Origin of the sequence: Nisaea nitritireducens, from assembly GCF_014904795.1 — a bacterium.
Taxonomy (GTDB): domain Bacteria; phylum Pseudomonadota; class Alphaproteobacteria; order Thalassobaculales; family Thalassobaculaceae; genus Nisaea; species Nisaea nitritireducens.
This window is the reverse complement of the sequence record NZ_JACZFS010000058.1, coordinates 1-24,052: the sequence shown is the minus strand read 5'-3', so window position 1 is coordinate 24,052 and position 24,052 is coordinate 1. Positions and strand designations below refer to the sequence as shown.

The window sequence follows — 24,052 nt, the reverse complement described above, 5'->3', positions numbered from 1 at the left end:
CCGCTTCCCGCGCGAGATAGGTCAGTTCTTTTTCATGCCGTGGCCATGTTTCATGCCCGTATTCCCGGCGCCCGCGCCGACGGACTTGACCATGACGTTGATCGTTACCGAGCCGGATTTCTCGAAGGTCAGGGTCAGCGGAAACATCTCGCCTTCCACCAGCGGTGCCTTCAGGCCGATCATCATGACGTGAAAGCTGCCAGGCTGCAGCATCGCATGCCCATGCGCCGGAACCGGGATCGGGCCGCTCGGGCGCATTTTCATCACGCCGTTCTCGTGCAGGTGGGTGTGCAGTTCGACCCGATTGGCAACGTCGCCGGATGCCGCCATCAGACGGTCATCCGTCCCGCCGTGATTTTCGAGCTTCATGAAGGCGGCGCCGTTTTTGGCGCGGCCGGGCGTTGCCCGTGCCCAGGGATGCTCGACCTCGATTTCGCCCGCCTTGTATTCGCTGGCGCATGCGAGGCCGCCGAGCAGCGGCAGGGTGACGATGGCGACTGTAAGAACCCGTGCCGCGGTTTGTGCAAATCTGATCATTTTCGTGTCTTTCAATTCTCGGGATGCGGCGGTGGTGCCGCGTGTCATGAGGATGAATCGAAAGCTCAGAGGGGAGGTGCCCGGGGATTGCTTAACCGGATGAAGCTCTGACGATAGGCTTGATAAGGCCCGGCCGCGAGATGGCCGGACGCGGTGACCTTCCAGGCCGTGTTCGGACTGTCTGAGGGCAGGGCCGTAGCGGCTGACACGCCACAGAGCGTACAATGCTCGCAATCAGGTGCGTATTCCTGGCTGCTGTCTTCCCGGCCGCCGCTGGCATCGTCGATGGCGCCGAGGCACAGTTTGGCGAGGTCGGCCGCGAGGCTGCCGGGAGGCGCCGCTGTCATGGCTGCGGAGGCGCCGAGAGTAAAGCCGGCCTGGGTCAACAGGGCCAGAATGCCAAAAACAGCCGCAATCAGCCGACGCCGGACATGGCTGTGTCCCGCCGGATATCGCAGTTCGGTTGTTGTCAGCGTAGCGCGTCGCATGTCATCACCATAGCAGGCGCCGTTGGCAGTAGTTAGGCGCTATACGTCGCATGCAGAAAGGGCGGACGCTTTATGGGCCGAGGACGGCAGGGAAGCAAGCGGGGACGGCCGGCAAAACGGTCTGCCCAACGGCCGGCGCAACGCCGGGGGTATGCGGCCAATGCGCCGCTCCTCGACGTCGTTGTCGAGCGGCTCGGCGGCCGCGGCGACGGGCTGGCCCAGGCCGAGATCACGACCGGCTATGTCAGCGAGACCCGGCCGCTTTTCATTCCCTTCGCCCTGCCCGGTGAGCGGGTCCGGGTGCGCCCGGTATCCGATCGCGGCGAGGGCGTTGTCTGCGATTTGGTCGAGTTGGTGGAGCCGGCGCCCGAGCGTGTCGATCCGGCCTGCGAGCATTTCATGACCTGCGGCGGCTGCGCCGTGCAGCATCTCGAAGCGGCCGCCTATCAGGCCTGGAAGCGGGATCAGGTGGTGCAGTATCTCGGCCGGGCCGGGCTCGGCGAGGTTGAGGTCGCGGTATTGCGGACCTGCGCGCCCGGTGCCCGGCGCCGGGCCGATTTCGTACTCCGGATGACCGGCAAGAAGCTGGTCGCCGGATTTCATGAGCGCGGCAGCAACAGGATCGTCGAAGTCACCGAATGCCCGGTCTTGCGGCCGGCCATCTTCGCCTTGATGCAACCGCTTCGGCAGCTTTTCGCGGGCAGGCTGGAATCGGGGCAGTCCGTCGATTGCGTGGTGAACGAGCTGGATAACGGGCTCGATCTGCTGCTTCGCTTGCCGGACCATCCCGATCTCGATTTCCGGGAGCGGCTTGCGGCCTTTGCCGAAGAGCAGGACCTGACCCGGCTTTCCTATCATGCCGAGGGCGACACTCTGCCGGACCCTGTGCCGCTGGCTCAGCGCCGGACGCCGAGGATCACGTTCGGTCCGGTTTCCGTGACGCCGCCGCCGGGCGCGTTCCTGCAGGCGACGGTGGATGGCGAGGCGGCGATCCAGCAGTTGGTGCGCGAAGGCACGGACGGTGCCCGCACCGTGCTCGATCTTTATGCCGGATGCGGCACCCTGTGCCTTGCGCTGGACGGGACAGCGGAGCGGCTCGCGGTGGAAGGCGATGACGGTCTTTTGGCTGCGATCCGGGGCGGAGCCGATGCGGCCCGGCTTGGCGGGCGCGTCCGGACAGAGCGGCGGGATCTTTCCCAGCGCCCCTATGCCGGCAAGGAGCTCGGCAAGTTCGATGCCGTGGTGCTGGACCCGCCCCGTGCCGGTGCGCGGGAACAGGCGGCGGCGCTGGCTGAGTCGAAGGTGCAGCGGATTGTTTATGTCTCCTGCAACCCGGCCACCTTTGCCCGGGATGCTCGGACGCTGGTGGATGGCGGCTACGACTGTTTGCAGGTCACGCCGATCGACCAGTTCCTCTGGACACCGCATATCGAACTGGTCGCCCACTTCGTCCGGCGGGGTTCATGAATGTGACGGAAGAGCAGGACCCGGCCCGCATTCGCAAGCGAACCGTGACGGTTTCCGGTCACGTCACTTCGGTGTCGATGGAAGAGGCGTTCTGGGATGCGCTGAAGGAGATTGCGGCAGCCAGGGATCTTTCGATCAACGGGCTGGTGTCCGAGGTGGATGCCACGCGCAGCGGTAATCTTTCGAGTGCGCTGCGCGTGTTCGTTCTGTCGGAGTTGCTGAGCGGCAGGCCGTCAGTTCCCGAGTAACCCTTTCAGCACGCCACGCAGGGCCTTCTGCGGATCGACTTTCTCGACCGGCTGGCTCGGTGCGGAGTCGGGCGTCGTCGTGGTCGTGCCGTCGCTGCCCGAACTCGTCCCCTTGTTGAACTGCCGCAGGATGCCGCGTTCGATCACCCGCTGCAGCACGTAGGCCTGCAGCTTGTTGGCATCCAGGATCTGGCGCGGATTGTCGAGTGGGCCGGTGAGGCGCAAGCCGATCGGCGGCGAGTTCGGATGCTCGCTGAGCCAGAACTGGGTGCGGACATCCATTTCCTGCGGCGGCAGGTTGACGACGGCGGTGCCGCGGCCCTCGGCGGTCGTGGATTTGAGCGAGATGTCTTCCGATTGCAGCACGCCGTTGGTGATCTTGTAGGTCGCCGTCAGGCTTTCAAACGGCGTTGTGCCGCCCTGCATGGCCCGCTGGGCGAGCACCAGGAAATCGACGGAACGGTCGAGCTGTTTCAACTGGTTGCTCACCGCCGGCAGATCGAAACCCTCGACGGTGCCATCGTTGACCTTGATCGAGCCGTTGCCCTGGAGCCCGGAGACCAGCGCGTACTCGCTGCGGCCCGCGGTATTGAGGCTGGTCTCGTAGTTCAGGGTGCCGGTCACCTGTGCTGCACCTGAGGCCGATATGGCTGCCTCGCGCACATCGGCATTCTTGACGGAAAGCGTCAGGCCGCCCGTGGGTGTGGTGCCGTGCTTGAGAGAGGCCGTGCCATCAAGTGTGCCGCCGAACAGACCGGAGGTCAGGCGCGATATGGTCAACGCGCCATTGTCCAGTGTGGCGCCCAGATCGAACGTGTCGAGCTTGTAGGCGCCGTAGAGAACCTGCTCCGCCTTCAGCGCGATATCCGCATCGGCGGCGAGTAGCCCCGACGTGTCGATTGTCTCCCGCGACCAGGTCCGCGAACTGCTTTTAACCGGGACGGCCGGGGCCACGCCGCCAGCGGGCGCGGCACTGCCCTTGGGCAGCCAGGGATCGATGGCGATGGTGCCAGATTCAGCGGCAAGCGTCAGTTTCGGCCGTGGGCCCGCAAGGGCGAGCGAGGCTGTGCCTGTCAGGGAAACCGGGCCAAGGCCGAGCCGCAATCCGTTGATCTTCAGGTTGTCGGTATTGCCTTCCAGGCGGCTTGCCAAAGTCGCCGGGCCGAGATCGCGCTTCGACGGGGTATAGCCCGGGGACAGTGCGCGTATCAGGGCAACCACATCCGGATGGGAGTAGCGGGTATCGAGTGCGACCGCCGTTGTCTCCGGGCCGGGGGCGACCGTCCCTTTCAAGCCGAGCTGTCCGCCGCCGAGATCCATCGTTGCGTCCAGCCCATAGGCGCCGTCCGGTGCCGACATCACGGTCGCCGCGAGTGCCAGGGAGCCGAGCGTTACGTCCTTCGGGAGGGCATCCGGAGCCAGGGTAGCCGCGAGCTTGTCCGCGCTCGGATGCTGCAGCTTGACCGCCAGATCGACGTTCAGCGGCTGTGCCAGCGGGTGCACGATACCTTTGACCGAGGCGGTGGCGCCGACGGCCTTTGCCGTTGCGTCGACGGTCAGGGCGGACAGGTCGCCGAGGATGCTGCCATTGAGCGTGGCGGCGCCGATACGTTGCAGCGTCTCGTCCGGCTCAAGGCCAGCAAGCCGTGCCAGCCTCGCAACCGACTTGGCGGCGATTTCAAACTCTAGCTTCGTGTTCGGGTCGGAGACGGCTCCGGCGAGCGAGCCGCTCAGATTGACTTTCGCGCCGCCGAGATCGGCGATGGCGAGCTTGCTGACGGAGAGCGCCCCGTTCTGGATGCGCGCCTCTAGCTGACCGCCGATGATCGGGGTCTTGCGGAGCGTGATTTCGTCAAATCCGATCCGTACATTCGCATCGAAACTGTTCAGGGCAACGGCGGCCTGCTCCATCGGGGACGGGCCAGCCGGCGCGGTCTTGTCCGCGTCAGATGCCGGCTGTGCCGTGCCGGTCTGCCCTTCCGGGGGCAGATAGGCATCCAGATTGATCTTGCCGAGATCGAGCGCCAAGCCGAATGCCGGGCGGTCGCGCAACAGCAGGGTAAGGCCGCCCCTGATGCGGGTGGTATCGAGGTCCATGGTCCAGTTGGTCAGCTGGATCTGTTCCGGGCTTGCGGCAATGTCAGCGCCGATGCTTCCCTTGCGCAGGCGGTCGGCGGCGACGGAATCGATGTCGATACCGAGCCAGCCGAGCGTTCCGCGCAGATTGTCCGAAACAAAGTCGGCACGACCGGAGAATTGCGGGCTGCCGTTTGCGCTTTTCGCGGTGCCTGACAGACTGAGGTCCGAGCCGCCGGGCATCTGTGCGCTGAAGACCTTCAGTACAGCAGCGCCGTTGGCGAGCGAGGCTTCGAGCCGGGGGTGGCGAATCACGCCGCCGCGATAATCGACCGCATCGGCGGTCAGGACCAGGTCGGCGTCGATCCCGGTCGGGAGGGCGAATTCCGCGGTGCCTGTATTTGCCGGCGCCGGTGTGGCGGAAGGCGCATTCGCTGGTGCGTCCGTCCCGGTGGCCAGTGCCGCCAACACGTCATCCAGCACGAACCGGTCAAGGGCAAGTGCCGCATCGACAGCGACGCCGTCGGCAAGAAGGGCGGTGACGGCACCCTTCGCGGAGATCCCGCCGGCGGTCACGGCAAGCTCGCTCAGTTTGGCTTCCTCGGCAGAAGCTTCCAGCTTGGCGGACAGTTTGAACGGCCCGGCGAGCGCGGGCGGAAGAGCGTCGGTGCCCGTGCCCAGCGGCGCCATCGCTGCGCCGGCGGCGACAAGATCCTTGGCTGTGGCGCCAATGGTTCCCATCAGCCGCGGCATGTCACCAAGCACGAGGGTGCCGCTATAGCTCAGCTCCGCCGCCTTGTTGCCGAGAGTGACGATGGTTTCGAGCGGCGTCGCCCGGCCGGCGTCTATTGTCCCGGTCGCGGCGGACAGTGTGATCGGAACATCCTTGTAGACAAAATCACCTGTCAGTTTGAACGGTCCGTTCAGACTGCTGGCGCTGAGGGCGGCATCCAGACCGGTGACGGTATGGGCGGTTCCCGTTCCGTGATCGAGAAAGGAGATGCGGCCGTTCGCGATGGTGGCGCCATCGAGGCTGAAATCGATATCCCCGCCGCCGGCGGCGCTGGTATCCCCGTCTGCACCCGCCGTCTCGTCCGTCTTGCCGGCAGGGGCGCTGAACGTCCAGTTGTTGCGCCCGTCGGGAAATTGCTCAAGCGCGACGACCGGATCTTTCAGGGTAACGGATGCGACCTTGACCTTGCCGCTCAGCAGCGGCGCCAATGCGACATGGATCTGCAGCGCGCTTGCGGAAACGAAAGTGTCGGCGCTGCCGCCTTCCACATTCGCGAGCTTCAGCTGTTCCACTGAAAGCCTGGGAGCCGGGAGCACCTGGAAGCTGATATCGCCGTCAATGTCGAGCTTTCGGCCGGTCTGTTCCTCGACAGTCCGGCTGATCTCGGCCTTGTAGCTGTTCCAGTCGACGAAACTGGGTCCGACGAGGACGACCACGCCCAGTACGACGATCAGCGCCAGAACCGCGAGAACCAGTTTCTTCAAGAGGGGTCTCCAATTGGTGTCGTCTTCGGGAAGACGGTGCCCGGTTGATCCAAAAGCATGGCAGTAATATGCCCGCAATCGGCTTCTCACTCTACATGGCGCGTACTCTGGCACAAGTCACCAAAGCGATAGGGTGGCGGCGAGGCGGCGATGGGTTAAGCTGCGCCCGCTTTCCGTAATTCCTGCGTTGGGGGACGCCGTTCGTGGTTGAAGCCTTGTTGCCTGAGTCCGTGCCGTTATGGGCTTGTATATCGCTGATCCTTTTCAGCTATGTGACGTCCGCGGTGACCGTGACCTTCGGTCTTGGGGGAGGGGTCATGATGCTGGTTGCGATTGGCTCCGTGCTGCCGCCGCTGGCGGTGATCCCGGTGCATGGCGTTGTGCAGTTCGGCTCCAATGCCGGGCGAGCCTATGTGATGCGTGAGCACACGGAGCGGAAGCTCTTCTGGTTTTTCCTGATCGGGGCTCTGATCGGTGTCGCGCTCGCGGCGCAGATTGTCGTCTCCTTGCCGCAGGCGGCCCTGCAGGCGGTGTTGGCCTGTTTCATCCTTTACACGGTCTGGGGACCGAAGCTTGGCAAGCACAAGGTGCCCGCGGCGGGCTTTATCGGGGTCGGAGCGGTGACCAGTTTTGCCACGATGTTCGTCGGCGCGACCGGCCCGCTGCTGGCCGCTTTTCTGCCACCGGATCGCTATGGCAAGATGGTCACGGTCGCGACCCACAGTGCCTGCATGACGGTGCAGCACGGTGTGAAGGTCGTCGCATTCGGCATCGTCGGCTTCGCCTTTCCGGAATGGATACCGTTGATCGTCGCCATGATCGCGACCGGGTTCCTCGGCACGGCAACCGGCAAGAAGGTGCTGGAATGGATGCCCGAGCGCGCCTTCGCGATCGGGTTCAAGACGGTCCTGACGCTGCTGGCGGCGCGTCTGCTCTGGGTCGGTGTCAGCAGCCTGATCGGGTCCTGATCCGGACCGATACCACTCTGCCCTTGGAGGGGCGAAAGCGATGTACGTCATCACTGTCGAGTTTCATATCCGGCCGGCCATGGCGGCGGCGTTCAGGGAGGCCATGCTGGAAAATGCGGCTGCGTCGCTGAAGTTCGAGCCCGGGTGCAATCATTTCGATGTCTGCTTCGATCCGCAGGATCCGGCGCATTGTTTCCTCTATGAGCTCTATGACGACGAAGCGGCCTTCAAGGCCCATCTGGCAACCGACCATTTCAAGGCCTTCGACGGTCACGTCGCGCCGATGATCGAGCAAAAGAATGTGACTGTCTGGGAGCGTGCCGAAGTCTGACCGGCGGCTATTCCGCCGGAACCGGTTCCGGAGAGAGGCCCTCGACGCCGGTCGGCGTTTCCGGTGAGTCTTCTGCGTCGATACCTTGCACCGCAGCCACGACTGCCGCCGGTGTCAGCGGCATCGGGCGCACCACCGGATGCATCTTGATCGAGCGGATCTTGAGATCGTGGATCGCATCGCGGGGCACGTATTCCACGGCGATGCGCGCCAGTTGCCGACGGAGCTGCGGCAGACGGATCTGCCAGACCGCGCTATCGACCAGACGCTGGATTTCTGTCTGGCAATGCAGCGAGATTGCTTTGGACTTTTCGCGGATCACCTGGGCGCTGGCCGTGCCCGGCGCGGTGAAGATGACGTCGATCACGAATTTCTGGTCGAGTCCGCGATCGCTTTCGAAATAAACCTCGATCGGCGGTGTCAGCCGAACCGGCTCGATCCGGATATAGCGGTTCGGGTCGCGGCTGATGATCGGGTCGAAATGCAGCACGCTCATCATCGCCGTGATCAGGCATGTGCCCATGGTGATGAAGCCGAACAGGTGAGCCCAGGGCATGTGGTCAAGGGTGATCGGGATCATCGGGTAGGTTACCAGCCGATGATAATAGTCCGGGTCGACCCGCCAGTTGAAAATATTGACGTGCAGCAGGAAGGAGAAATCGCCCCAGTCATTCAGGGTCGGGCCGATACCCAGGATGGCCGCGTTGTAGAGGGCGACAACAAGGCCGGTCAGAAAAATCATCCCGAGGGCGGCGACCAGCCCGGTGCACAGATGCCACTTCATCCAGTACGCAGCGACCTCGACGCGATAGCGGTGCATGACACGCGCTTCACGTTCGGCCTGCTCGTCGAGGATGATGTAGCGTGGCATCAGCGGAATTCGTTTCCTTTTGAAGGTGTTTTCAAAATTTAGATTCTAATCTTAAACCATTTTCGATCAATTGACTTAAAATATCAAACCAAACCTATAATTGTCCAGATGCGCGTTTACTATAAACCGAAATTACGATGAATATCCTTAAAATTTGGAATATTTTGTGGCGCCTGCGCACGCTCGCGCGCACATGTCGTGGTTGACGGGGACTCTCGCGTAGAAGCATCCTCGGCGGGGTTGTTTTAGGTTAGGGGCGAAAAATGTCGGGTGTCTTCAGCAGTTTGATGGCCGGTCTTCCGTATCTGATCGCGCATTTCGCGGCGAGTTTGGGAATGCTTCTGATCGGAACCTTGATCTATATGCGGATCACGGCGCATGACGAGATGAAGCTGATCCGGGAAGGCAACGCGGCGGCTGCGCTGTCGCTTGCCGGAGCCGTTCTTGGCCTGGCGATCCCGCTTGCTTTCTGTCTGGCGGCCAGCGTCAGCCTGCTCGATATTCTGATCTGGGGCACGGTGACGCTGGTGATCCAGATTCTGGTCTTCAGGGTGACGGATCTCGCCATACGCAATCTTTCCAGGCGCATTGAAGAGGGCGAGATCGGGGCCGCGACGCTCCTGGTTTCGATCAAGCTCTCGGTCGCCGCCCTCAATGCGGCGGCTGTTTCGGGCTAACGGGAATGCGCTTTCTTCCGTCAGATGGGGCCGTCATCTTCCTTGTCATGCTCGTCATGGCCCTGGCGTTGCTGTTCGAGACAGGCGGGCAACCTGCACCGGAAGGGCAGGCGGGTCCGGGGGGTGAGGCAGCGCTCGGCCGGACGCCGCGCCGGCCTTTGCCCGCTCCGGGCCTGCGCGATATCAAGCTGCAACTCGAAGAGCGTGAAAAGATCGGGAGCGGCGTCGGAACGGCGTTCGTTGTCTCCCGGGGTTACTGGCTGACCGCGCGGCATGTCGTTGAGGGGTGCGACCGGCTGGGTTTCGTCGTCGATCGTCGGCAAGTGACGCCCATCAAGGGTTCTGCGGTTTCGCATCCGGATGCGGACATCGCGCTCGTGCGCGCGGATGCCGGGCGGTCCCCGGCTCTTTCCCTCGGTCCGCTACCGGATATCGGCGATGCCGGATACCATTACGGCTTCCCCGGAACGGGTAAGGGGCGAGTTTCGTCAGCATTGATTGGGCGCGGTGAGCTTCACGGAAAGTCCCTGCGCGGCGTAGGCCGTCTTGTTCTGGTCTGGGCCGAGACCGGACGCGAGGGGGTGGCGCCGGGCAGCCTCGGCGGGATCAGCGGCGGGCCGACGCTGGATGCCTCGGGGCGTTTGGTCGGCATCGCCATAGCCTCGAACACAAGGCGCGGTCGCGTATCGACGGTCGCGCCTTACACCATCAAGCAGATGTTGAAGAGCGAAAAAGTTCAGGCCGAGGATGAGGCGCAGACCAGATGGGTCAACGCCCCGTCCTTCTCCGAGTTGGAGCGGATCGGGACTGTTCGGCAGCTCTATTGCAAGGTGGGCAGCTGACCTCGGCCCTGACCCCCGATGCCTCAGGGAACGAAGGCGCAGCGCATGTTGCCCCAATGGCGTCCGGACAGGGTGATCGGTGCGTCGATCTCCTTCAGCAGCACTTTCTTTCCGCCGCCCATATCCCGGAGATAGGTCTGCAATTGATGCGGCTCCTTGTTGCCCGCCGCCAGCAGGCCCGCCCGGTCGTCGAAGATCCGACGGTTGCGGCAGTTCGCGGCGTTCCAGACCGGATCGTCCGGGCGCTGTGGCTGCGAGACCGCGGCGTTGTGCGTGCCGATATAGCCGTTCCTGTCGGTCGCGCAGAGCAGGCGGATACGGTCGTCCCGGTCCTTGTGATGTTCCTGTATGGGCGTCAGCAACTCGTCGGTCAGATCGACGAACCTGGTTGAATATTGCGGCGGGTTGGTGCCCGGCATTGCCGCGTATTGACTGTCGAACATGTCTTCGATGGAAATCCGGCCCGCGCTGATGGCGGCGGCGAGGGCGTTTTCGGCTTCGCTCGCGGCTGTCACGCAGATGTCCCGGAAAACATCGTTTTCGCCCATGGCCTGCTCGATCATGGCGCCAACCATTTCGGCTGCCATGGCGTCGATATTCTCGAACGCGGCATGGATGCCAAGAGATGTGGCGGCAACGACGCGGGCCGGAATGCGGACCCCGTTGGCGAGGGTAACGCTGCCGAGCGTTGCCGGCTCTGCGGTTTCCTGCCCGTCGCACAGCAGCAGGGCGCCGCGTGGCGAGAGATCGGCGATGAAGCCCTCTGTGTTGATGGCGCCGAACTGGATCGTCCCGTTGATCACGGTCGGGATCCGGTCGCTGCCCCGGCGGTTCGTGTCCTCTCCCGCCCGCACGACGATGCCGAGCCGGCGTTTCATGTCGCTCACATTCGTGCTGACATTTTTCGCCAGGGTCTCGATCGCGGTTGCCGACTGGCTGGTGCGATCCGCATGCTCGGCCACCTTGGCGATGGAGGCGGCGACCTGTCCGGTCATCTCCGATGCCTCGTTCGAGGAGCGGCCGATTTCGCTGGTTGCCGCCAGTTGCTCCTCGACGGCGGAGGCAACCCCCGAAGAGATTCCATTCACTTCCGCGATCTTCGAGGCGATCCCGGTGATGGCTTCGACGGAGGACCGGGTCGCTGACTGGACGCCGGCGGTATGCTGACTGACATCCTGAATGGCGTTTTCGGTCTGCTGCGCCAGCGATTTCACCTCGGAGGCGACGACGGCGAAGCCTTTCCCGGCCTCCCCGGCGCGGGCGGCCTCGATCGTCGCATTCAGGGCGAGCAGCTTCGTCTGGGCGGCGATGGAGTTGATCAGGTCGACGACGGAGCTGATGTTCTTGGTGGCTTCTTCAAGGGCGGAAACCCGCTCGCGCGCGCCTTCGGCGCTGTCTGTCGCTTCGGCCGTAAGGCGCGCGGAATCCGAGACCTGCGTGGCGATTTCCTGGCTTGAGGAGCTGAGCTCTTCCGTTGCGGCGGCGACGGAATTCACATTGCCTGCCGTGATGTCGGTCGCGCCGCGCACCTCGTTGACCAGTGACGCCATCTCGGTCGCGGCGGCGGCAAGGCCGTTTGTCAGCTCGGCAACCCGGCCGGCCTGCAGCATGACCTCTTCCACGGTCTGATCGATTTCCCGCTCAAGGGTGTCGGCGAGGTTGAGGACCTGTTGTTTGAGCTTTTCTGTCTCGTCCGATGACCCAGCGGCATCCTGTGCAAGATCCATGTCCAGCGCGATGGCCTTTGCCACGGCGCTGCAATACCGCACCGTATCGTCGGCACGTTTGTGCTTGCGGGCGATCAGGCTGAAAAGGCGTGGCTGGATGAAGGCGGCGGCGGCGGTATGCCAGCGCGGGCCGAGGCCGATCCCGGCATGAAGTTCGCCGATCTCCCGGGTATGCGCGAGATAATCGTCGTTGAACCCGTCATTGAAGAGCGATTGCCAGAACCGGGTCTGGGCCTGCTTGAGGATGTCTGGGTCCGGGCCCTGTTCCAGGTTTGCGGCGATTTCCGGGTCGGAGGCGATATGGCGGTAGAATTGATCCAGGATGGACGGCAGCCCCTTTTCGACAAGAGGCCAGATTTGCTTGAGGGCCAGCAGGGCCCCTTGATCGATTTCGGTAAATGCCTGCCGTGAGGTTTCAGTCTGTTCCGCCATGGGTTGTTTCCCCCTTGTTATTCCGGTTGGCCGTTGATCCGGCCTTGCCCCAAATATATTGATTTTCCTCAGTCTGAGATTGATTTCGTAAATAGTACAATAATGTTCCGGATATTTTTCGGAAATTTGTTCGTAGCTTCCCGAATTCCCGATGTGACCGCGCATTTCCGGCCCCGACGCCCCGGCTGGCCCTTGCTGGAAGGCGTTGCGGCGCCATCTAGATGTCAGGTGACCGAACGGAGGAAGTCATGGGATTGGATCTGTGCTCTCGATTGTTTCGAGTGTCGTCGCGGCTTGCCGCAAATGCTCTCCTTTTCGGTGTGGCGGCCTGCACGGCAGGTGCCGATGTGCCGGTGGCCGAGCGGTCCGATGTCCATGATTTTCGGGTGACGCAGCTGGCTGGCGGCCTGGACCACCCCTGGGGACTGGCCTTCCTGCCGGACGGCCGCATTCTCGTCACCGAGCGGGAAGGGGCGTTGCGGATCGTCGGACCGGACGGGCTGGAGCCGGAGCCGGTGCGCGGCACGCCGAAGGTTTATGCCTCGGGCCAGGGCGGATTGCTCGACGTGGTGCTGCACCCGGACTTCAGCGAAAACCGGCTGGTCTATCTGTCCTTTGCCGGGCGGGGCGACGGCGGTGCCGGAACGGAAGTCGCCCGGGGCCGCCTGGTGGATGATGCCCTTGTCGACCTCGACGTGATCTTCCGGCAAAGCCCGAAGGTCGGTGGCGGCAGGCATTTCGGCTCCCGGCTGGTTTTTGCGCCGGACGGCACGCTGTTCGTCAGCATGGGCGACCGGGGCAGTTACATGAACGAGGCGCAGAACCTCGGCACGCATATCGGCACCATTGCCCGGATTATGGATGACGGCTCGGTGCCGGCGGACAATCCGTTCGTCGGCCGGTCGGGCGCGCTGCCGGAGATCTATTCCTACGGGCACCGGAATGTACAGGGCATGGCGCTGCGGCCGGGCACTTCGACCATTTGGGCGCAGGAGCACGGCCCGCGCGGCGGTGACGAGGTGAATATCCTCCGTCCCGGCCGGAATTACGGCTGGCCCGCGATCACCTACGGCATCGATTACAGCGGCGCGATCATTTCCGACAAGACCGAGGCGCCGGGCATGGAGCAACCGGTGGTCTACTGGGTGCCCTCCATCGCGCCGAGCGGGATGGAATTCTATAACGGCGACAAGTTTCCGAACTGGCGCGGCAATCTCTTCGTCGGCGCGCTGGCGCACATGCATCTGCGGCGGCTGGTGCTCGATGGCGACAGGGTGACCGAGCAGGAAGTGCTGCTGGAGGATCTGGAAGAGCGCATCCGTGCGGTGAAGCAGGGGCCGGATGGCTATCTCTATGTTCTGACGGACAGCTCCGCAGGCGATCTGCTGCGTCTGGAACCGATGTAATCGGCTCGGGTTACCCTTTGAAAGAATCAGGTTGCACCTGTGTGGTGTTGTCGGTGTAACCTTCGCCTTCGGATCGATCCAGGGGGGCGGTAATGGCGGCACAGACCATAGGCGTGAAAGTCAGCGAGGACTTGCGGGCGCGGCTGAAGACCGCCGCCGACAGGATCGGCCGCACGCCCCACTGGCTGGTGAAGCAGTCTCTCGTCGGCGCCATCGAGCGGATCGAACGGGGAGAGCCGCTGGACGGTTATCTCGCCGGCGATGCGGATCTCGACCTGGATGAAAGCACGCCTGCCGGCGAACAGCTCCCCCGGCCGTTTCTGGAATTCGCACAGGGTGTGCAGGCCCAGAGCGTGTTGCGGGCCCGGATCACGGCCGCCTATCGCAAGCCGGAGATGGAATGCCTGCCGTATCTGATCTCCGAGGCATCCCTGACGCCTGCCAAGCAGCAGGCGGCGGCAAATCTGGCCCGCACCCTGGTGGAAGAGCTGCGCGAGAAAAGCGTGCGCGGCGGCGTCGAAGGCCTGATCCACGAATATGATCTTTCCAGCCAGGAAGGCGTCGCGCTGATGTGCCTCGCCGAGGCGCTGCTCCGGATTCCCGACCGGCAGACCCGCGACGCGCTGATCCGCGACAAAATTTCCAATGGCGACTGGAAATCCCATCTCGGTCATTCCCCGTCCATGTTCGTGAATGCCGCGACCTGGGGTCTTGTCGTCACCGGCCGGCTGACCGCGACCCAGAGCGAGGACAGTATGGGGGCGGCCCTGACCAAGATGATCGGGCGCGGCGGCGAGCCGCTGATCCGCAGCGGTGTCGACGTCGCCATGCGGATGATGGGGGAGCAGTTCGTCACCGGGCAGACCATCTCCGAGGCGCTGGCCAACAGCCGGGCGATGGAGAAGAAGGGTTTTCGCTACTCCTACGACATGCTGGGCGAGGCGGCGACGACGGCCGAGGACGCCGCCCGGTATCTGAAGGAATACGAGCAGGCGATCCACTCCATCGGCAAGGCCTCGAAGGGCCGTGGGATTTACGAAGGTCCCGGCATCTCGATCAAGCTCTCCGCCCTGCATCCGCGCTATTGGCGGATGAAGCAGGACCGGGTGATGGAGGAGCTGCTACCGATCCTCAAAAGTCTGGCTGAGCTCGCCCGTTCCTACGATATCGGCCTGAATATCGACGCCGAGGAGATGGACCGGCTGGAGCTTTCCCTCGATCTGCTTGAAGCGGTCTGCTTCGATCCGGATCTGGCGGACTGGAACGGTATCGGCTTCGTTGTGCAGGCTTATTCCAAGCGCTGCCCCTTCGTGCTCGACTACCTGATCGACCTGGCCCGGCGCAGCGGCCACCGGTTGATGATCCGGCTGGTGAAGGGCGCCTATTGGGACAGCGAGATCAAACGTGCACAGGTGGACGGGCTGGAGGATTTCCCGGTCTTCACCCGGAAGATCCATACTGATGTTTCCTACCTCGCCTGCTCCAAGAAACTGCTGGCGGCGCCGGACGCGGTCTATCCGCAATTCGCCACCCATAATGCCCAGAGCCTCGCCGCCATCATGCAGATGGCCGGGCCGAACTATTACGCGGGTCAGTACGAATTCCAGTGCCTGCATGGCATGGGCGAGCCGCTTTATGAGGAAGTCGTCGGGCGGGATAAGCTGAACCGGCCCTGCCGGGTCTATGCTCCGGTCGGCAGCCACGAGACCCTGCTGGCCTATCTGGTCCGGCGTCTGCTGGAGAATGGCGCCAACACCTCCTTCGTGAACCGGATCGCCGATCCTGCCTTCTCCATTGACGATCTGATCGCCGATCCGGTGGCCGAGGCGCTGAAGGTCGAGCCGGTCGGCGCGCCGCATCCGAAGATCAGCGCGCCGCGTACGCTCTACGGCCCGGAACGGCCGAACGCGCAGGGTCTGGATCTGTCGAACGAGCACCGGCTCGCCTCCCTTTCCGCCGCTCTGCTCTCCAGCGCGGAGACCTTCTGGCAATCGGCACCGACGGTGGAAGGCGCCGCCGAGACCGGCCCGGTGCGCGAAGTGCGCAACCCGTCGGACCGGCGCGATCTGGTCGGCACCGTGCGCGATGCGGACGAGGCTGTGATCGGCAAGGCGTTCGAGATCGCCGAGGCAGCGGCGCCGGTCTGGGCCGCGACGGAGCCTGCGGAGCGTGCCGCCCTGCTGATGCGGGCCGCCGATCTGATGGAAGCCCGCATGCCGGTGCTGATGGGCATCTGCGTCCGCGAGGCCGGAAAGACTATGGTCAATGCCATCGCAGAGGTGCGCGAGGCCGTCGACTTCCTGCGCTACTACGCGATGGAGGTGGAGACGAAATTCAACATGGACAGCCATCGTCCGCTTGGTCCGGTGGTCTGTATCAGCCCGTGGAACTTCCCGCTGGCGATCTTCACCGGGCAGATGGCGGCGGCGCTGGCTGCCGGAAACCCGGTGCTGGCGAAACCGGCGGAGGAAAGCCCGCTGATCGCCGCCGAGGCTGTCCGGCTGCTGCACGAGGCGGGGATTCCGGAGGACGCGCTGCAACTGGTCCCTGGAGCGGGTGAGGTCGGCGCGGCGCTGGTCGCGGATGCCCGGGTGCGCGGCGTCATGTTCACCGGCTCTACCGAAGTCGCAAGGCTGATCCAGGCCGGCCTCGCCGGGCGTCTCGCGCCGGACGGCACGCAGATCCCGCTGATCGCGGAGACCGGCGGCCAGAACGCCCTCATCGTCGACAGCTCGGCCCTGCCGGAACAGGTCGTCGCAGACGTCATCATGTCCGCGTTCGACAGCGCCGGTCAGCGCTGCTCGGCACTGCGTGTGCTCTGCCTGCAGGAAGACGTGGCCGACCGCATGCTGGAGATGCTGAAAGGCGCCATGCACGAGCTGGCCATCGGTAACACGGACCGGCTTTCTACCGATGTCGGCCCGGTCATCACGGCGGAAGCGCAGGCGGGCATCCGGACGCATATCGAGAGCATGCGGGAGCGCGGCAACAAGGTCGAGCAACTCGACCTGCCCGCCGACACAAGACACGGCACCTTCATCCCGCCGACCCTGATCGAGATCGGCAGCCTCGCCGAGCTGGAGCGCGAGGTGTTCGGCCCGGTCCTGCATGTTGTCCGCTTCAAGCGGAACAAACTGGATGCGCTGGTGGACGATATCAACGCCACCGGTTACGGCCTGACCTTCGGGGTGCATTCACGGATCGACGAGACCATCGACCGGGTGACCCGCCGGGTCGGTGTCGGCAATGTCTATGTGAACCGGAACATCATCGGCGCCATCGTCGGCGTACAGCCGTTCGGCGGACGGGGCCTTTCCGGCACCGGCCCGAAAGCGGGCGGCCCGCTCTATCTCACCCGTCTTCTGGCCCGCCGCCCCTTCACCTCGGCCATCTCGGACCGGGCGCCGGATGTCGGCCCGGAGCCGGCGCACCAGCTCGAAGCCTGGCTGCGCGAGGCTGGCCGGACGAAGGAAGCGGAGATGACGGCGGCCTATATCGCCCGCTCGCCGCTTGGCACCGATCTCGACCTGCCCGGTCCGGTCGGGGAGCGGAACCGCTATCTCGTTCATCCGAAAGGGCGCGTTGCGGCGATTGCACAGGGCGAGGCCGGTTTGCTGCGGCAGGTCGCGGCCATCCTCGCGGCGGGAGACGAGGCCGTGCTGCAGACAAACGATGCGGCCAGCGCGTTGGTCGGCAGCTTGCCCGCCGATCTGAAGGACCGGGTGCACCTGACACCGGACTGGCACGCCGAGCCCGATCTGGCCGCCGTGCTGTTCGAGGGCGACGCGGACGCGCTGATCGACGTGCAGAAGCAGGCGGCGGATCGCGACGGCCCTCTGGTCGGCGTGCAGGGCATCTCGTCCGCAGGGCTCGCGTCCGGCCGGGAGGATTACTGCCTCGACTGGCTGGTCGAGGAGCAATCCATCAGCATCAACACGGCGGCGGCCGGCGGCAATGCCAGCCTGATGTCGATTGGCTAGGCGGTCTGGCGGCTAGGCCGCGTATTCCGCGATCGCCTTTTCGTCCCAGACGATCCCGGCACCGGGCAGGTCGAGCGGGCTGACCATCCCGTCCACGATCTTTGGTCGCTCAGCCATGATCCCTGCCGCGAGGTCGAACCATTCGAGGATGTAGCCGGTTGGCGTCGCCGCCAGCAGGTGCACGGAATGATCCGGGAAGAGGTGACTTGAGACCGGGATGTTGTGCGCGGCGGCGAGCCCCGCGACTTCCATCCAGCCCGTAACGCCGCCGATCCGCATGGCGTCCGGCATGGCGTGGTCGAGCGCGCCGGCCTCCAGCATTTTCGCCATGTCGCGGGCGCCGTACCAGTTCTCGCCGCTCTGCACTGGCGTTGAGATCGCCGCGCGAACATTCGCGTGCCCCTCGAAATCGTCCCAGGCCACAGGCTCCTCGATCCAGGCAATGCCTTCATGATCGAGCAGATGCATGCGCTTGACGGCTTCCTCGGCGGTGAAGGCCTGATTGAAGTCCATCGCCGTCCAGGCGTCGTCTCCGGCGACCGATTTGATCGCGCGGGCAACGGCGACATCGACCCTCGGGTCGGGATCGCCCGACTTGACCTTGAAGGCGCGGAAGCCGTCCTTCAGGGATCGCTCGATGTCCCGGGCGGTTTCTTCCGGTCCCATCTGGCCGAGACTGTCATAGACCCAGACCGGGCGCGGCGCCGCTCCGAGAAGCGAGGCGAGCGGCAATCCGTGCGCTTTCGCCAGCGCATCCCAGAGCGCCATATCGATGCCGCCGACGGCGCAGGCCATCAGGCCCGGATATCCGGCGAGACGGGTGCGGGTCTTCAGTATGGTCCAGATATCGCGCGGCATCAGGGGCTGGCCCTTTATCAGCTCCTCGAGTTCAGAGACCAAAAGCGCGAGCGGACGGAGGAAAAAGGCGGCATAGGGAAACAGATAGGAGGAGCCGGTGACGCCCGCATCGGTCTCTATATCCAGCAGCACCAGCGGCGCTGCATCCAGTGTCCCTGACGCGGTCTTGTGCGGCTGCGGCAGCGGCGCCGTGACGGTGCGGACACGGAAAGCGCCAATCCTGATGTCCTTTGTTCCGCCGGTCATTGGGCGGCCACCCGATAGGCGGCATTATGCAAACCCGCGCCCATCCAGCCGCCATCGACGCCGATGGATTGGCCGGTGACGTACGAGGCCTTGTCGCTCAAGAGGAAGGATGCCAACTCGGCGACTTCCTCCGGCTCGCCATAGCGGCCCATGGGGATGCCGACCATCCAGTCGGCGACGGCCTGCTCGTCCTGTACGCCCTCGATCAGCGGTGTGTTGATCGGTGACGGACAGAGTGCGTTGACCCGGATCTTGTGCTGGGCGAGCTCGATGGCGGCGGTTTCAGACAGGTTGATCACCCCGGCCTTGGCGGCGCCATAAGCGGCCCGGTCGGCACAGCCGCGCACACCGCAGACGCTCGCCAGCGTCACGATGGAGCCGCCGCTTCCCTGCTCGACCATGACCAGTGCCGCTGCGCGGAGCGTCGAATAGACGCCGGTCAGGTTGATGGACAGGACACGTTCGAATTCGTTTGTGTCGGATTCGAGGATCGGCACCCGGTAGCCGATCCCGGCGCTGGCGACACAGGCATTGAGCCCGCCCATGAATTCGGCCCCGGCCCGGATCGCGATATCCAGTGCCGCCGCATCGCGCACATCCGTCGCGGCGGTCATCACCCGGTCGCCGCCGAGACTTGTCTGCGCGTCCGCCAACGCCTTCTCGTTCATATCCAGCAGGCAGACGGCGCCGCCGTCCGCGAGGATCTTCTTCGCGGTGGCATATCCAATGCCGCTGGCCCCGCCGGTAATCACTGCTTTGATGCTCATTGTCCGGTCTCCTCCCATTTTTATTGTTGCCTCTATCTTTCCCTGCTTTTTCGAACAGGTCGAGAGCGGTGGCGGTTTCAGTATGCTCGGAGACGCGCATTGCAAAAGCGGGACTGATGAAAGACTGTATGCCTCCAATTCCGATAGAGGCACGAGAGGGAGCATCCCATGGAAACCAAAGCCGCCGTTGCATTCCAGGCCGGCAAGCCGCTCAGCATCGAGACCGTCACGCTGGACGGCCCGCGCGCGGGAGAAGTATTGGTCGAGATGAAGGCGACCGGCCTCTGCCACACGGACGAATTCACCCGCTCGGGCGACGATCCGGAAGGCATTTTCCCGGCGATCCTCGGCCATGAGGGCGCGGGCGTGGTGGTCGAAGTCGGACCGGGTGTGACCAGCCTGCAAAAGGGCGATCATGTCATTCCGCTCTACACCCCGGAATGCCGTGAGTGCGAGTACTGCCTCAACCCGAAGACCAATCTTTGCCAGAAGATCCGCACCACCCAGGGCGCGGGCCTGATGCCTGACGGCACCAGCCGGTTCTCCATCAATGGCGAGAAGATTTTCCATTACATGGGCTGCTCGACCTTCGCGAACCATTCGGTGATGCCGGAGATCGCGCTGGCGAAAGTCCGCAAGGACGCGCCGTTCGACAAGATCTGCTACATCGGCTGCGGCGTGACCACCGGCGTCGGCGCGGTGGTGAACACGGCCAAGGTGGAGCCGGGCTCGAACGTGGTCGTGTTCGGCCTCGGCGGCATCGGCCTGAACGTGATCCAGGGCGCCCGTATGGTCGGCGCCGACAAGATCATCGGTGTCGATCTCAACCCCGCCCGCAAGGACATCGCCGAGAAATTCGGCATGACTCACTTCGTCAACCCGAAGGAAGTCGAAGGCGATCTGGTGCCGTATCTGGTGGACCTCACCGGCGGCGGCGCCGATTACAGCTTCGAGTGCATCGGCAACGTGAACACCATGCGCCAGGCGCTGGAATGCGCCCACAAGGGCTGGGGCGAAAGCATCATCATCGGCGTCGCCGGTGCCGGCCAGGAAATCTCCACCCGCCCGTTTCAGCTGGTCACCGGCCGGTCCTGGCGCGGCACCGCCTTCGGCGGCGCACGGGGCCGGACGGACGTGCCGAAGATCGTCGACTGGTACATGGACGGCAAGATCGACATCGACAGCCTGATCACCCACACCATGCCGCTGGAAGACATCAACAAGGGCTTCGACCTGATGCATGCGGGCAAAAGCATCCGCAGCGTGGTGGTTTACTGATCGGGGGGTAAGCCCTCCCAAGTTCGTCATCCCGGACTTGATCCGGGACCTTTCGAAGGAGTTCGCTCCACGTTCGACAAGGTCCCGGCTCACCGGCCGGGATGACGCCCAGAGGTGGCCGACGGCCTCGCCCGCAATCGCTCCGTCACCGTCACCCCGCTTCCTCATCGTCTTCCCGACGCAGGTCGGGATCCATAGCTCTACGACCGAGCATGGATACCGTTTTTCAACGGGATGACGTTTAGGCTAGGATTGAAGCGAGTTCCCGAAAGCAACACGCAGGGAGGCGAGAGTCCGGCATGATCGAGGTACCGGCACTGCCCGCCGTCACATTGGGGATCGTGGTCTTTTTCCTTGGGGCTTTCCTGACGCGGAATGTCCGCTTCCTGCAGGAATTCAGCATCCCCGAGCCGGTTTCGGGCGGGCTGGTCGTGGCGCTGGCGACGTGGCTGATCTACGCCACGCTTGATATCAAGATCACGTTCGACCTCGCGGCCCGGGACGAGTTCCTGGTGATCTTCTTTGCCACGGTCGGCCTGAATGCCCGGGTGAAAGACCTGGGAAAAGGCGGCTTTCTGCTGGCGACGCTGTTGATGATCGCGATCTTCCTGATGGTGGTGCAGAACTGCATCGGCGTGCTGGGCGCCTTCCTGTTCGACCTGCCGACCCCCGTCGCGGTGCTGATCGGCTCGGCATCCCTGATCGGCGGGCACGGCACTTCGATCGCGTGGGGCACCACGATTGCGGAGACGACCGGCTTTACCGCGGCGCCGGAGATCGGCATCGCATCGGCAACGCTCGGTCTCGTTGCGGCCGCCCTGCTCGGCGGGCCGATCGCGAAACTGCTGATCGAACGAAATGGCCTGGAAGGCGGCTCCGAACGTGTGCTGACCGTCGGACTTCCTCATCCGGACGAGGAAAACGACGGTCCCGAGCCGAGGATCAATCACATTTCGATCATGCGGGTGCTGCTCTGGACGAATGTGGCTGTGATGCTTGGCTATCTGCTGGATGAGAGCCTTCAGACGTTTGGCATCAAGTTGCCGCTTTTTGTCTCGTGTCTTTTTGTCGGCATTGCGCTGTCGAACCTGGTTCCGCTGATCTTCCGGAAGATCCATTTCCCGTCCCGGACCCGGGCCATGGCGATCGTTTCCGACTACACCCTTTCAATTTTCCTGGCGATGTCGCTGATGAGCATGCAGCTCTGGACGCTCGAGGGACTCGGTGGGGCCTTGGTATTCGTGCTCGTCTTGCAGGTGGCTGCAGTCGCCGTCATGACCGTGTTTCTGTTTTTCCGTCTTTTGGGACGCGATTATACGGCTGCTGTTCTCTGTGCCGGTCTCGCCGGCTTTACACTCGGCGCGACCCCAACGGCCATGGCCAATATGTCCTCCGTGACCAAATTCTATGGTCCAGCACCGTTGGCTTTCATCGTTCTGCCGCTTGTCTCGGCCTTCTTCATCGACATCGCGAATGCAGTCGTAATCAAGCTCTTCCTGCTACTTTAGAGGCGCGGGTTCCCAATTGTTTGCGTCGATCACGGTGTGGCACCGCTCTTGACTAAACAAGGGGCCGGACGGACGTGCCGAAGATCGTCGACTGGTACATGGACGGCAAGATCGACATCGACAGCCTGATCACCCACACCATGCCGCTGGAAGACATCAACAAGGGCTTCGACCTGATGCATGCCGGCGAAAGCATCCGCAGCGTGGTGGTCTACTGATCGAGGGGTAAGCCCTCCCCAAGTTCGTCATCCCGGACTTGATCCGGGACCTTTCGAGGAGTTCGCTCCACGTTCGACAAGGTCCCGGCTCTCCGGCCGGGATGACGTCCAGAGCTGGCCGACGGCCTCGCCTGCCATCGCACCGTCACCGTCATCCCATTTACGCATCGTCATCCCGACGTAGGTCGGGATCCACAGCTCCGACGTTGGAGCATGGATCCCGTTCTTCAACGGGATGACGGCAGGGTAGAGGCTTGCCGGTTCAGCCAGGTCGCACGGTCGATGCTGAAATGGTTGAACAGGCCGTGACCGGCGGCGACCGAGCCGCAATAGTCGATCTGCCCGCGCAAACGCATCCCGGCTTTTTGCAGAACTCTTGAGGAGCCGAGATTGATCGTTGGATGGCAGACGGTTTCAGCCTGTCTGGTCTCTGTTTCCTGAAACAGGAAAGCGAGTGCCGCCGTGGCGGCCTCGGTTGCGATGCCCTGTCCCCAACGTGCCTTGGCAATGCCGTAAGCGAGTTCGTGGTCTTCTATCGGCGGGTCGGGATCGAAGAAACCGCAAAAACCGAGGAAAGGGTGTTCCGAGGTGACGTTGCCGTCCCGCGGTTGGATCGCCCAGGCGCCCCATCCCTTTGCGGCCCAGTTGCTGTTCGCCTCCTCGATCCAGTGTGCGGTGGTCTCGAGTATTGCATCGGGGCTGCTCGTATCCGCGACGAGGCCGAACCGCCAGCCGATATCCGGATCGCCGAAAATGACTTCCGCCATGTGCGCCGTGTCGGAGGCCTGAAGAGGTCGAAGAATAAAGCGCTGTGTCTGAAGAGTGGGGCGGTTCATGGAATGCGGTGAGCCTTCTTGCGATCATGTCTCGATCGAACCAGCCATACCAGTTTTCAGCGTCACCCCGATGACGGTTAGACTCTACTGCTCCGGAGTCAGAGCCATGGATCCCGACCTGCGTCGGGATGACGCTGAAGGAGGTGGCTGGGCGTTTGAAGATTGACCGGTCCAGCATCGCCGGCCGGGTCTTCAGATCGCTTCTTTCACCGCCGCTGTCGCATCGTCGCCCGTGTTCGGCAGGCCTGCCGGTTCGATCAGCAGCAGATGGGCTTCCTCCTCGGCGACCGGGCGGTGTTTGACGCCGCGCGGGACGACATAGAGTTCGCCCGGATTGAGCGTGACATTGCCCTGCTCGGTCTCGATCCGGATGGAGCCTTTCAGGACGAGGAAGAAATCGTCACTGTCGGCATGGTCGTGCCAGTTGAACTCGCCTTTGACCTTCACGACCATGATGTCGTGGCCGTTGAAGCCGGAGACGATTTTCGGCGACCAGTGGTCGCTGAACTTGGTGAGTTTTTCGGCGAGGTTAATCGCTTGAGGCATTGCTTGCTCCTGTTGTGCGGGGGTGGAAACCATGGCCCCTCATGTCCAACCCCGCCCTGGGCGTCATCCCGACGCAGGTCGGGATCCATGGCTCTGACGCTGGAGCATGGATCCCGTTCTTCAACGGGATGACGATGTGAGTGGGGATGACGATCTAAGGGTGAGACCTACAGGTTCTGGCCGCCATCGACCGCGATGGTCTGACCGGTGACCCAGCGTGCGGCGGGGGAGAGCAGGAAGGCGGCGAC

21 protein-coding genes are annotated in these 24,052 nt (G+C 63.7%); 11 read left to right on the top strand and 10 right to left on the bottom strand.

Annotated features, from left to right (window positions below):
• Positions 1-21: 21 nt before the first annotated feature.
• A complete protein-coding gene (locus IG629_RS18655) occupies positions 22-537 on the bottom strand; it encodes a copper chaperone PCu(A)C (protein WP_193173432.1) in 516 nt (171 codons plus the stop codon).
• A gap of 65 nt (positions 538-602) precedes the next feature.
• Entirely contained in the window at positions 603-1,025 is a 423-nt protein-coding gene (locus tag IG629_RS18650; protein ID WP_193173431.1) for a DUF2946 family protein, read from the bottom strand.
• A 72-nt stretch (positions 1,026-1,097) separates the two neighbouring features.
• On the opposite strand from IG629_RS18650, the gene IG629_RS18645 reads away from it, so the two are divergent.
• A complete protein-coding gene (locus IG629_RS18645) occupies positions 1,098-2,492 on the top strand; it encodes a class I SAM-dependent RNA methyltransferase (RefSeq protein WP_193173430.1) in 1,395 nt (464 codons plus the stop codon).
• Positions 2,489-2,740, top strand: coding sequence for a ribbon-helix-helix domain-containing protein (locus IG629_RS18640; RefSeq protein ID WP_193173429.1), 252 nt, complete (start codon positions 2,489-2,491; stop codon positions 2,738-2,740). Before IG629_RS18645 ends, IG629_RS18640 begins: the two co-directional genes overlap by 4 nt.
• Here the strand turns inward: IG629_RS18640 and IG629_RS18635 are convergent.
• Positions 2,726-6,313: an AsmA family protein gene (locus IG629_RS18635; RefSeq protein ID WP_193173428.1), complete on the bottom strand. Its 3,588-nt coding sequence runs from the start codon at positions 6,311-6,313 to the stop codon at positions 2,726-2,728. The two genes, IG629_RS18640 and IG629_RS18635, sit on opposite strands and share 15 nt — an antisense overlap.
• Before the next feature lie 203 nt (positions 6,314-6,516).
• On the opposite strand from IG629_RS18635, the gene IG629_RS18630 reads away from it, so the two are divergent.
• Both IG629_RS18630 and IG629_RS18625 read left to right on the top strand, forming a co-directional pair.
• The gene (locus tag IG629_RS18630) at positions 6,517-7,281 is read left to right on the top strand and encodes a sulfite exporter TauE/SafE family protein (RefSeq protein ID WP_193173427.1); all 765 of its coding nucleotides are present in this window, start codon (positions 6,517-6,519) and stop codon (positions 7,279-7,281) included.
• A 40-nt stretch (positions 7,282-7,321) separates the two neighbouring features.
• A complete protein-coding gene (locus tag IG629_RS18625; protein ID WP_193173426.1) occupies positions 7,322-7,612 on the top strand; it encodes a putative quinol monooxygenase in 291 nt (96 codons plus the stop codon).
• Between the two features lie 7 nt (positions 7,613-7,619).
• On the opposite strand, the gene IG629_RS18620 is transcribed toward IG629_RS18625, so the two are convergent.
• Complete coding sequence (locus tag IG629_RS18620; protein ID WP_193173425.1) at positions 7,620-8,483, bottom strand: hypothetical protein; 864 nt, start codon at positions 8,481-8,483, stop codon at positions 7,620-7,622.
• A gap of 263 nt (positions 8,484-8,746) precedes the next feature.
• Between IG629_RS18620 and IG629_RS18615 the strand changes: the two genes are divergently transcribed.
• Positions 8,747-9,160, top strand: coding sequence for a DUF350 domain-containing protein (locus IG629_RS18615; protein WP_193173424.1), 414 nt, complete (start codon positions 8,747-8,749; stop codon positions 9,158-9,160).
• A gap of 5 nt (positions 9,161-9,165) precedes the next feature.
• Complete coding sequence (locus IG629_RS18610; RefSeq protein ID WP_193173423.1) at positions 9,166-10,002, top strand: S1 family peptidase; 837 nt, start codon at positions 9,166-9,168, stop codon at positions 10,000-10,002.
• A 23-nt stretch (positions 10,003-10,025) separates the two neighbouring features.
• Here the strand turns inward: IG629_RS18610 and IG629_RS18605 are convergent, their stop codons facing one another.
• Positions 10,026-12,161 carry a protoglobin domain-containing protein gene (locus IG629_RS18605; protein WP_193173422.1) on the bottom strand — a complete coding sequence of 712 codons (2,136 nt, stop codon included), beginning with the start codon at positions 12,159-12,161 and terminating at the stop codon, positions 10,026-10,028.
• A gap of 248 nt (positions 12,162-12,409) precedes the next feature.
• On the opposite strand from IG629_RS18605, the gene IG629_RS18600 reads away from it, so the two are divergent.
• Together IG629_RS18600 and putA are read left to right on the top strand one after the other, a co-directional pair.
• Entirely contained in the window at positions 12,410-13,567 is a 1,158-nt protein-coding gene (locus tag IG629_RS18600; RefSeq protein ID WP_193173421.1) for a PQQ-dependent sugar dehydrogenase, read from the top strand.
• A gap of 92 nt (positions 13,568-13,659) precedes the next feature.
• Entirely contained in the window at positions 13,660-17,547 is a 3,888-nt protein-coding gene (putA, locus tag IG629_RS18595) for a trifunctional transcriptional regulator/proline dehydrogenase/L-glutamate gamma-semialdehyde dehydrogenase (protein WP_193173420.1), read from the top strand.
• 12 nt (positions 17,548-17,559) lie between these two features.
• Here the strand turns inward: putA and IG629_RS18590 are convergent, their stop codons facing one another.
• Positions 17,560-18,651 carry an enolase C-terminal domain-like protein gene (locus IG629_RS18590; RefSeq protein WP_193173419.1) on the bottom strand — a complete coding sequence of 364 codons (1,092 nt, stop codon included), beginning with the start codon at positions 18,649-18,651 and terminating at the stop codon, positions 17,560-17,562.
• Complete coding sequence (locus tag IG629_RS18585; RefSeq protein WP_193173418.1) at positions 18,648-19,418, bottom strand: SDR family NAD(P)-dependent oxidoreductase; 771 nt, start codon at positions 19,416-19,418, stop codon at positions 18,648-18,650. The genes IG629_RS18590 and IG629_RS18585 overlap by 4 nt, the downstream gene beginning before the upstream one ends.
• A gap of 168 nt (positions 19,419-19,586) precedes the next feature.
• On the opposite strand from IG629_RS18585, the gene IG629_RS18580 reads away from it, so the two are divergent.
• From IG629_RS18580 to IG629_RS18570, 3 genes are all read left to right on the top strand, one after another.
• Positions 19,587-20,696 carry an S-(hydroxymethyl)glutathione dehydrogenase/class III alcohol dehydrogenase gene (locus IG629_RS18580; RefSeq protein ID WP_193173417.1) on the top strand — a complete coding sequence of 370 codons (1,110 nt, stop codon included), beginning with the start codon at positions 19,587-19,589 and terminating at the stop codon, positions 20,694-20,696.
• Between the two features lie 299 nt (positions 20,697-20,995).
• Positions 20,996-22,204, top strand: coding sequence for a sodium/glutamate symporter (gene gltS, locus IG629_RS18575; protein WP_193173416.1), 1,209 nt, complete (start codon positions 20,996-20,998; stop codon positions 22,202-22,204).
• 74 nt (positions 22,205-22,278) lie between these two features.
• Positions 22,279-22,422 carry a hypothetical protein gene (locus IG629_RS18570; protein ID WP_449867058.1) on the top strand — a complete coding sequence of 48 codons (144 nt, stop codon included), beginning with the start codon at positions 22,279-22,281 and terminating at the stop codon, positions 22,420-22,422.
• A gap of 227 nt (positions 22,423-22,649) precedes the next feature.
• On the opposite strand, the gene IG629_RS18565 is transcribed toward IG629_RS18570, so the two are convergent.
• The 3 genes from IG629_RS18565 to IG629_RS18555 all read right to left on the bottom strand — a co-directional run.
• On the bottom strand, positions 22,650-23,258 hold the full coding sequence (locus IG629_RS18565; protein WP_193173415.1) for a GNAT family N-acetyltransferase: 609 nt from the start codon (positions 23,256-23,258) through the stop codon (positions 22,650-22,652).
• A 192-nt stretch (positions 23,259-23,450) separates the two neighbouring features.
• A complete protein-coding gene (locus IG629_RS18560) occupies positions 23,451-23,804 on the bottom strand; it encodes a cupin domain-containing protein (protein WP_193173414.1) in 354 nt (117 codons plus the stop codon).
• A gap of 167 nt (positions 23,805-23,971) precedes the next feature.
• The coding region (locus tag IG629_RS18555) for an SDR family oxidoreductase (RefSeq protein WP_193173466.1) at positions 23,972-24,052 on the bottom strand (81 nt) is incomplete at its 5' end.

Excerpts from the sequence above, each read along its gene's own strand:
- IG629_RS18655 (WP_193173432.1), bottom strand. The coding sequence starts at position 537 with ATGATCAGATTTGCACAAACCGCGGCACGGGTTCTTACAGTCGCCATC.
- IG629_RS18650 (WP_193173431.1), bottom strand. The coding sequence starts at position 1,025 with ATGCGACGCGCTACGCTGACAACAACCGAACTGCGATATCCGGCGGGA.
- IG629_RS18645 (WP_193173430.1), top strand. The coding sequence starts at position 1,098 with ATGGGCCGAGGACGGCAGGGAAGCAAGCGGGGACGGCCGGCAAAACGG.
- IG629_RS18640 (WP_193173429.1), top strand. The coding sequence starts at position 2,489 with ATGAATGTGACGGAAGAGCAGGACCCGGCCCGCATTCGCAAGCGAACC.
- IG629_RS18625 (WP_193173426.1), top strand. The coding sequence starts at position 7,322 with ATGTACGTCATCACTGTCGAGTTTCATATCCGGCCGGCCATGGCGGCG.
- IG629_RS18620 (WP_193173425.1), bottom strand. The coding sequence starts at position 8,483 with ATGCCACGCTACATCATCCTCGACGAGCAGGCCGAACGTGAAGCGCGT.
- IG629_RS18615 (WP_193173424.1), top strand. The coding sequence starts at position 8,747 with ATGTCGGGTGTCTTCAGCAGTTTGATGGCCGGTCTTCCGTATCTGATC.
- IG629_RS18610 (WP_193173423.1), top strand. The coding sequence starts at position 9,166 with ATGCGCTTTCTTCCGTCAGATGGGGCCGTCATCTTCCTTGTCATGCTC.
- IG629_RS18605 (WP_193173422.1), bottom strand. The coding sequence starts at position 12,161 with ATGGCGGAACAGACTGAAACCTCACGGCAGGCATTTACCGAAATCGAT.
- IG629_RS18600 (WP_193173421.1), top strand. The coding sequence starts at position 12,410 with ATGGGATTGGATCTGTGCTCTCGATTGTTTCGAGTGTCGTCGCGGCTT.
- putA (WP_193173420.1), top strand. The coding sequence starts at position 13,660 with ATGGCGGCACAGACCATAGGCGTGAAAGTCAGCGAGGACTTGCGGGCG.
- IG629_RS18590 (WP_193173419.1), bottom strand. The coding sequence starts at position 18,651 with ATGACCGGCGGAACAAAGGACATCAGGATTGGCGCTTTCCGTGTCCGC.
- IG629_RS18585 (WP_193173418.1), bottom strand. The coding sequence starts at position 19,418 with ATGAGCATCAAAGCAGTGATTACCGGCGGGGCCAGCGGCATTGGATAT.
- IG629_RS18580 (WP_193173417.1), top strand. The coding sequence starts at position 19,587 with ATGGAAACCAAAGCCGCCGTTGCATTCCAGGCCGGCAAGCCGCTCAGC.
- gltS (WP_193173416.1), top strand. The coding sequence starts at position 20,996 with ATGATCGAGGTACCGGCACTGCCCGCCGTCACATTGGGGATCGTGGTC.
- IG629_RS18565 (WP_193173415.1), bottom strand. The coding sequence starts at position 23,258 with ATGAACCGCCCCACTCTTCAGACACAGCGCTTTATTCTTCGACCTCTT.
- IG629_RS18560 (WP_193173414.1), bottom strand. The coding sequence starts at position 23,804 with ATGCCTCAAGCGATTAACCTCGCCGAAAAACTCACCAAGTTCAGCGAC.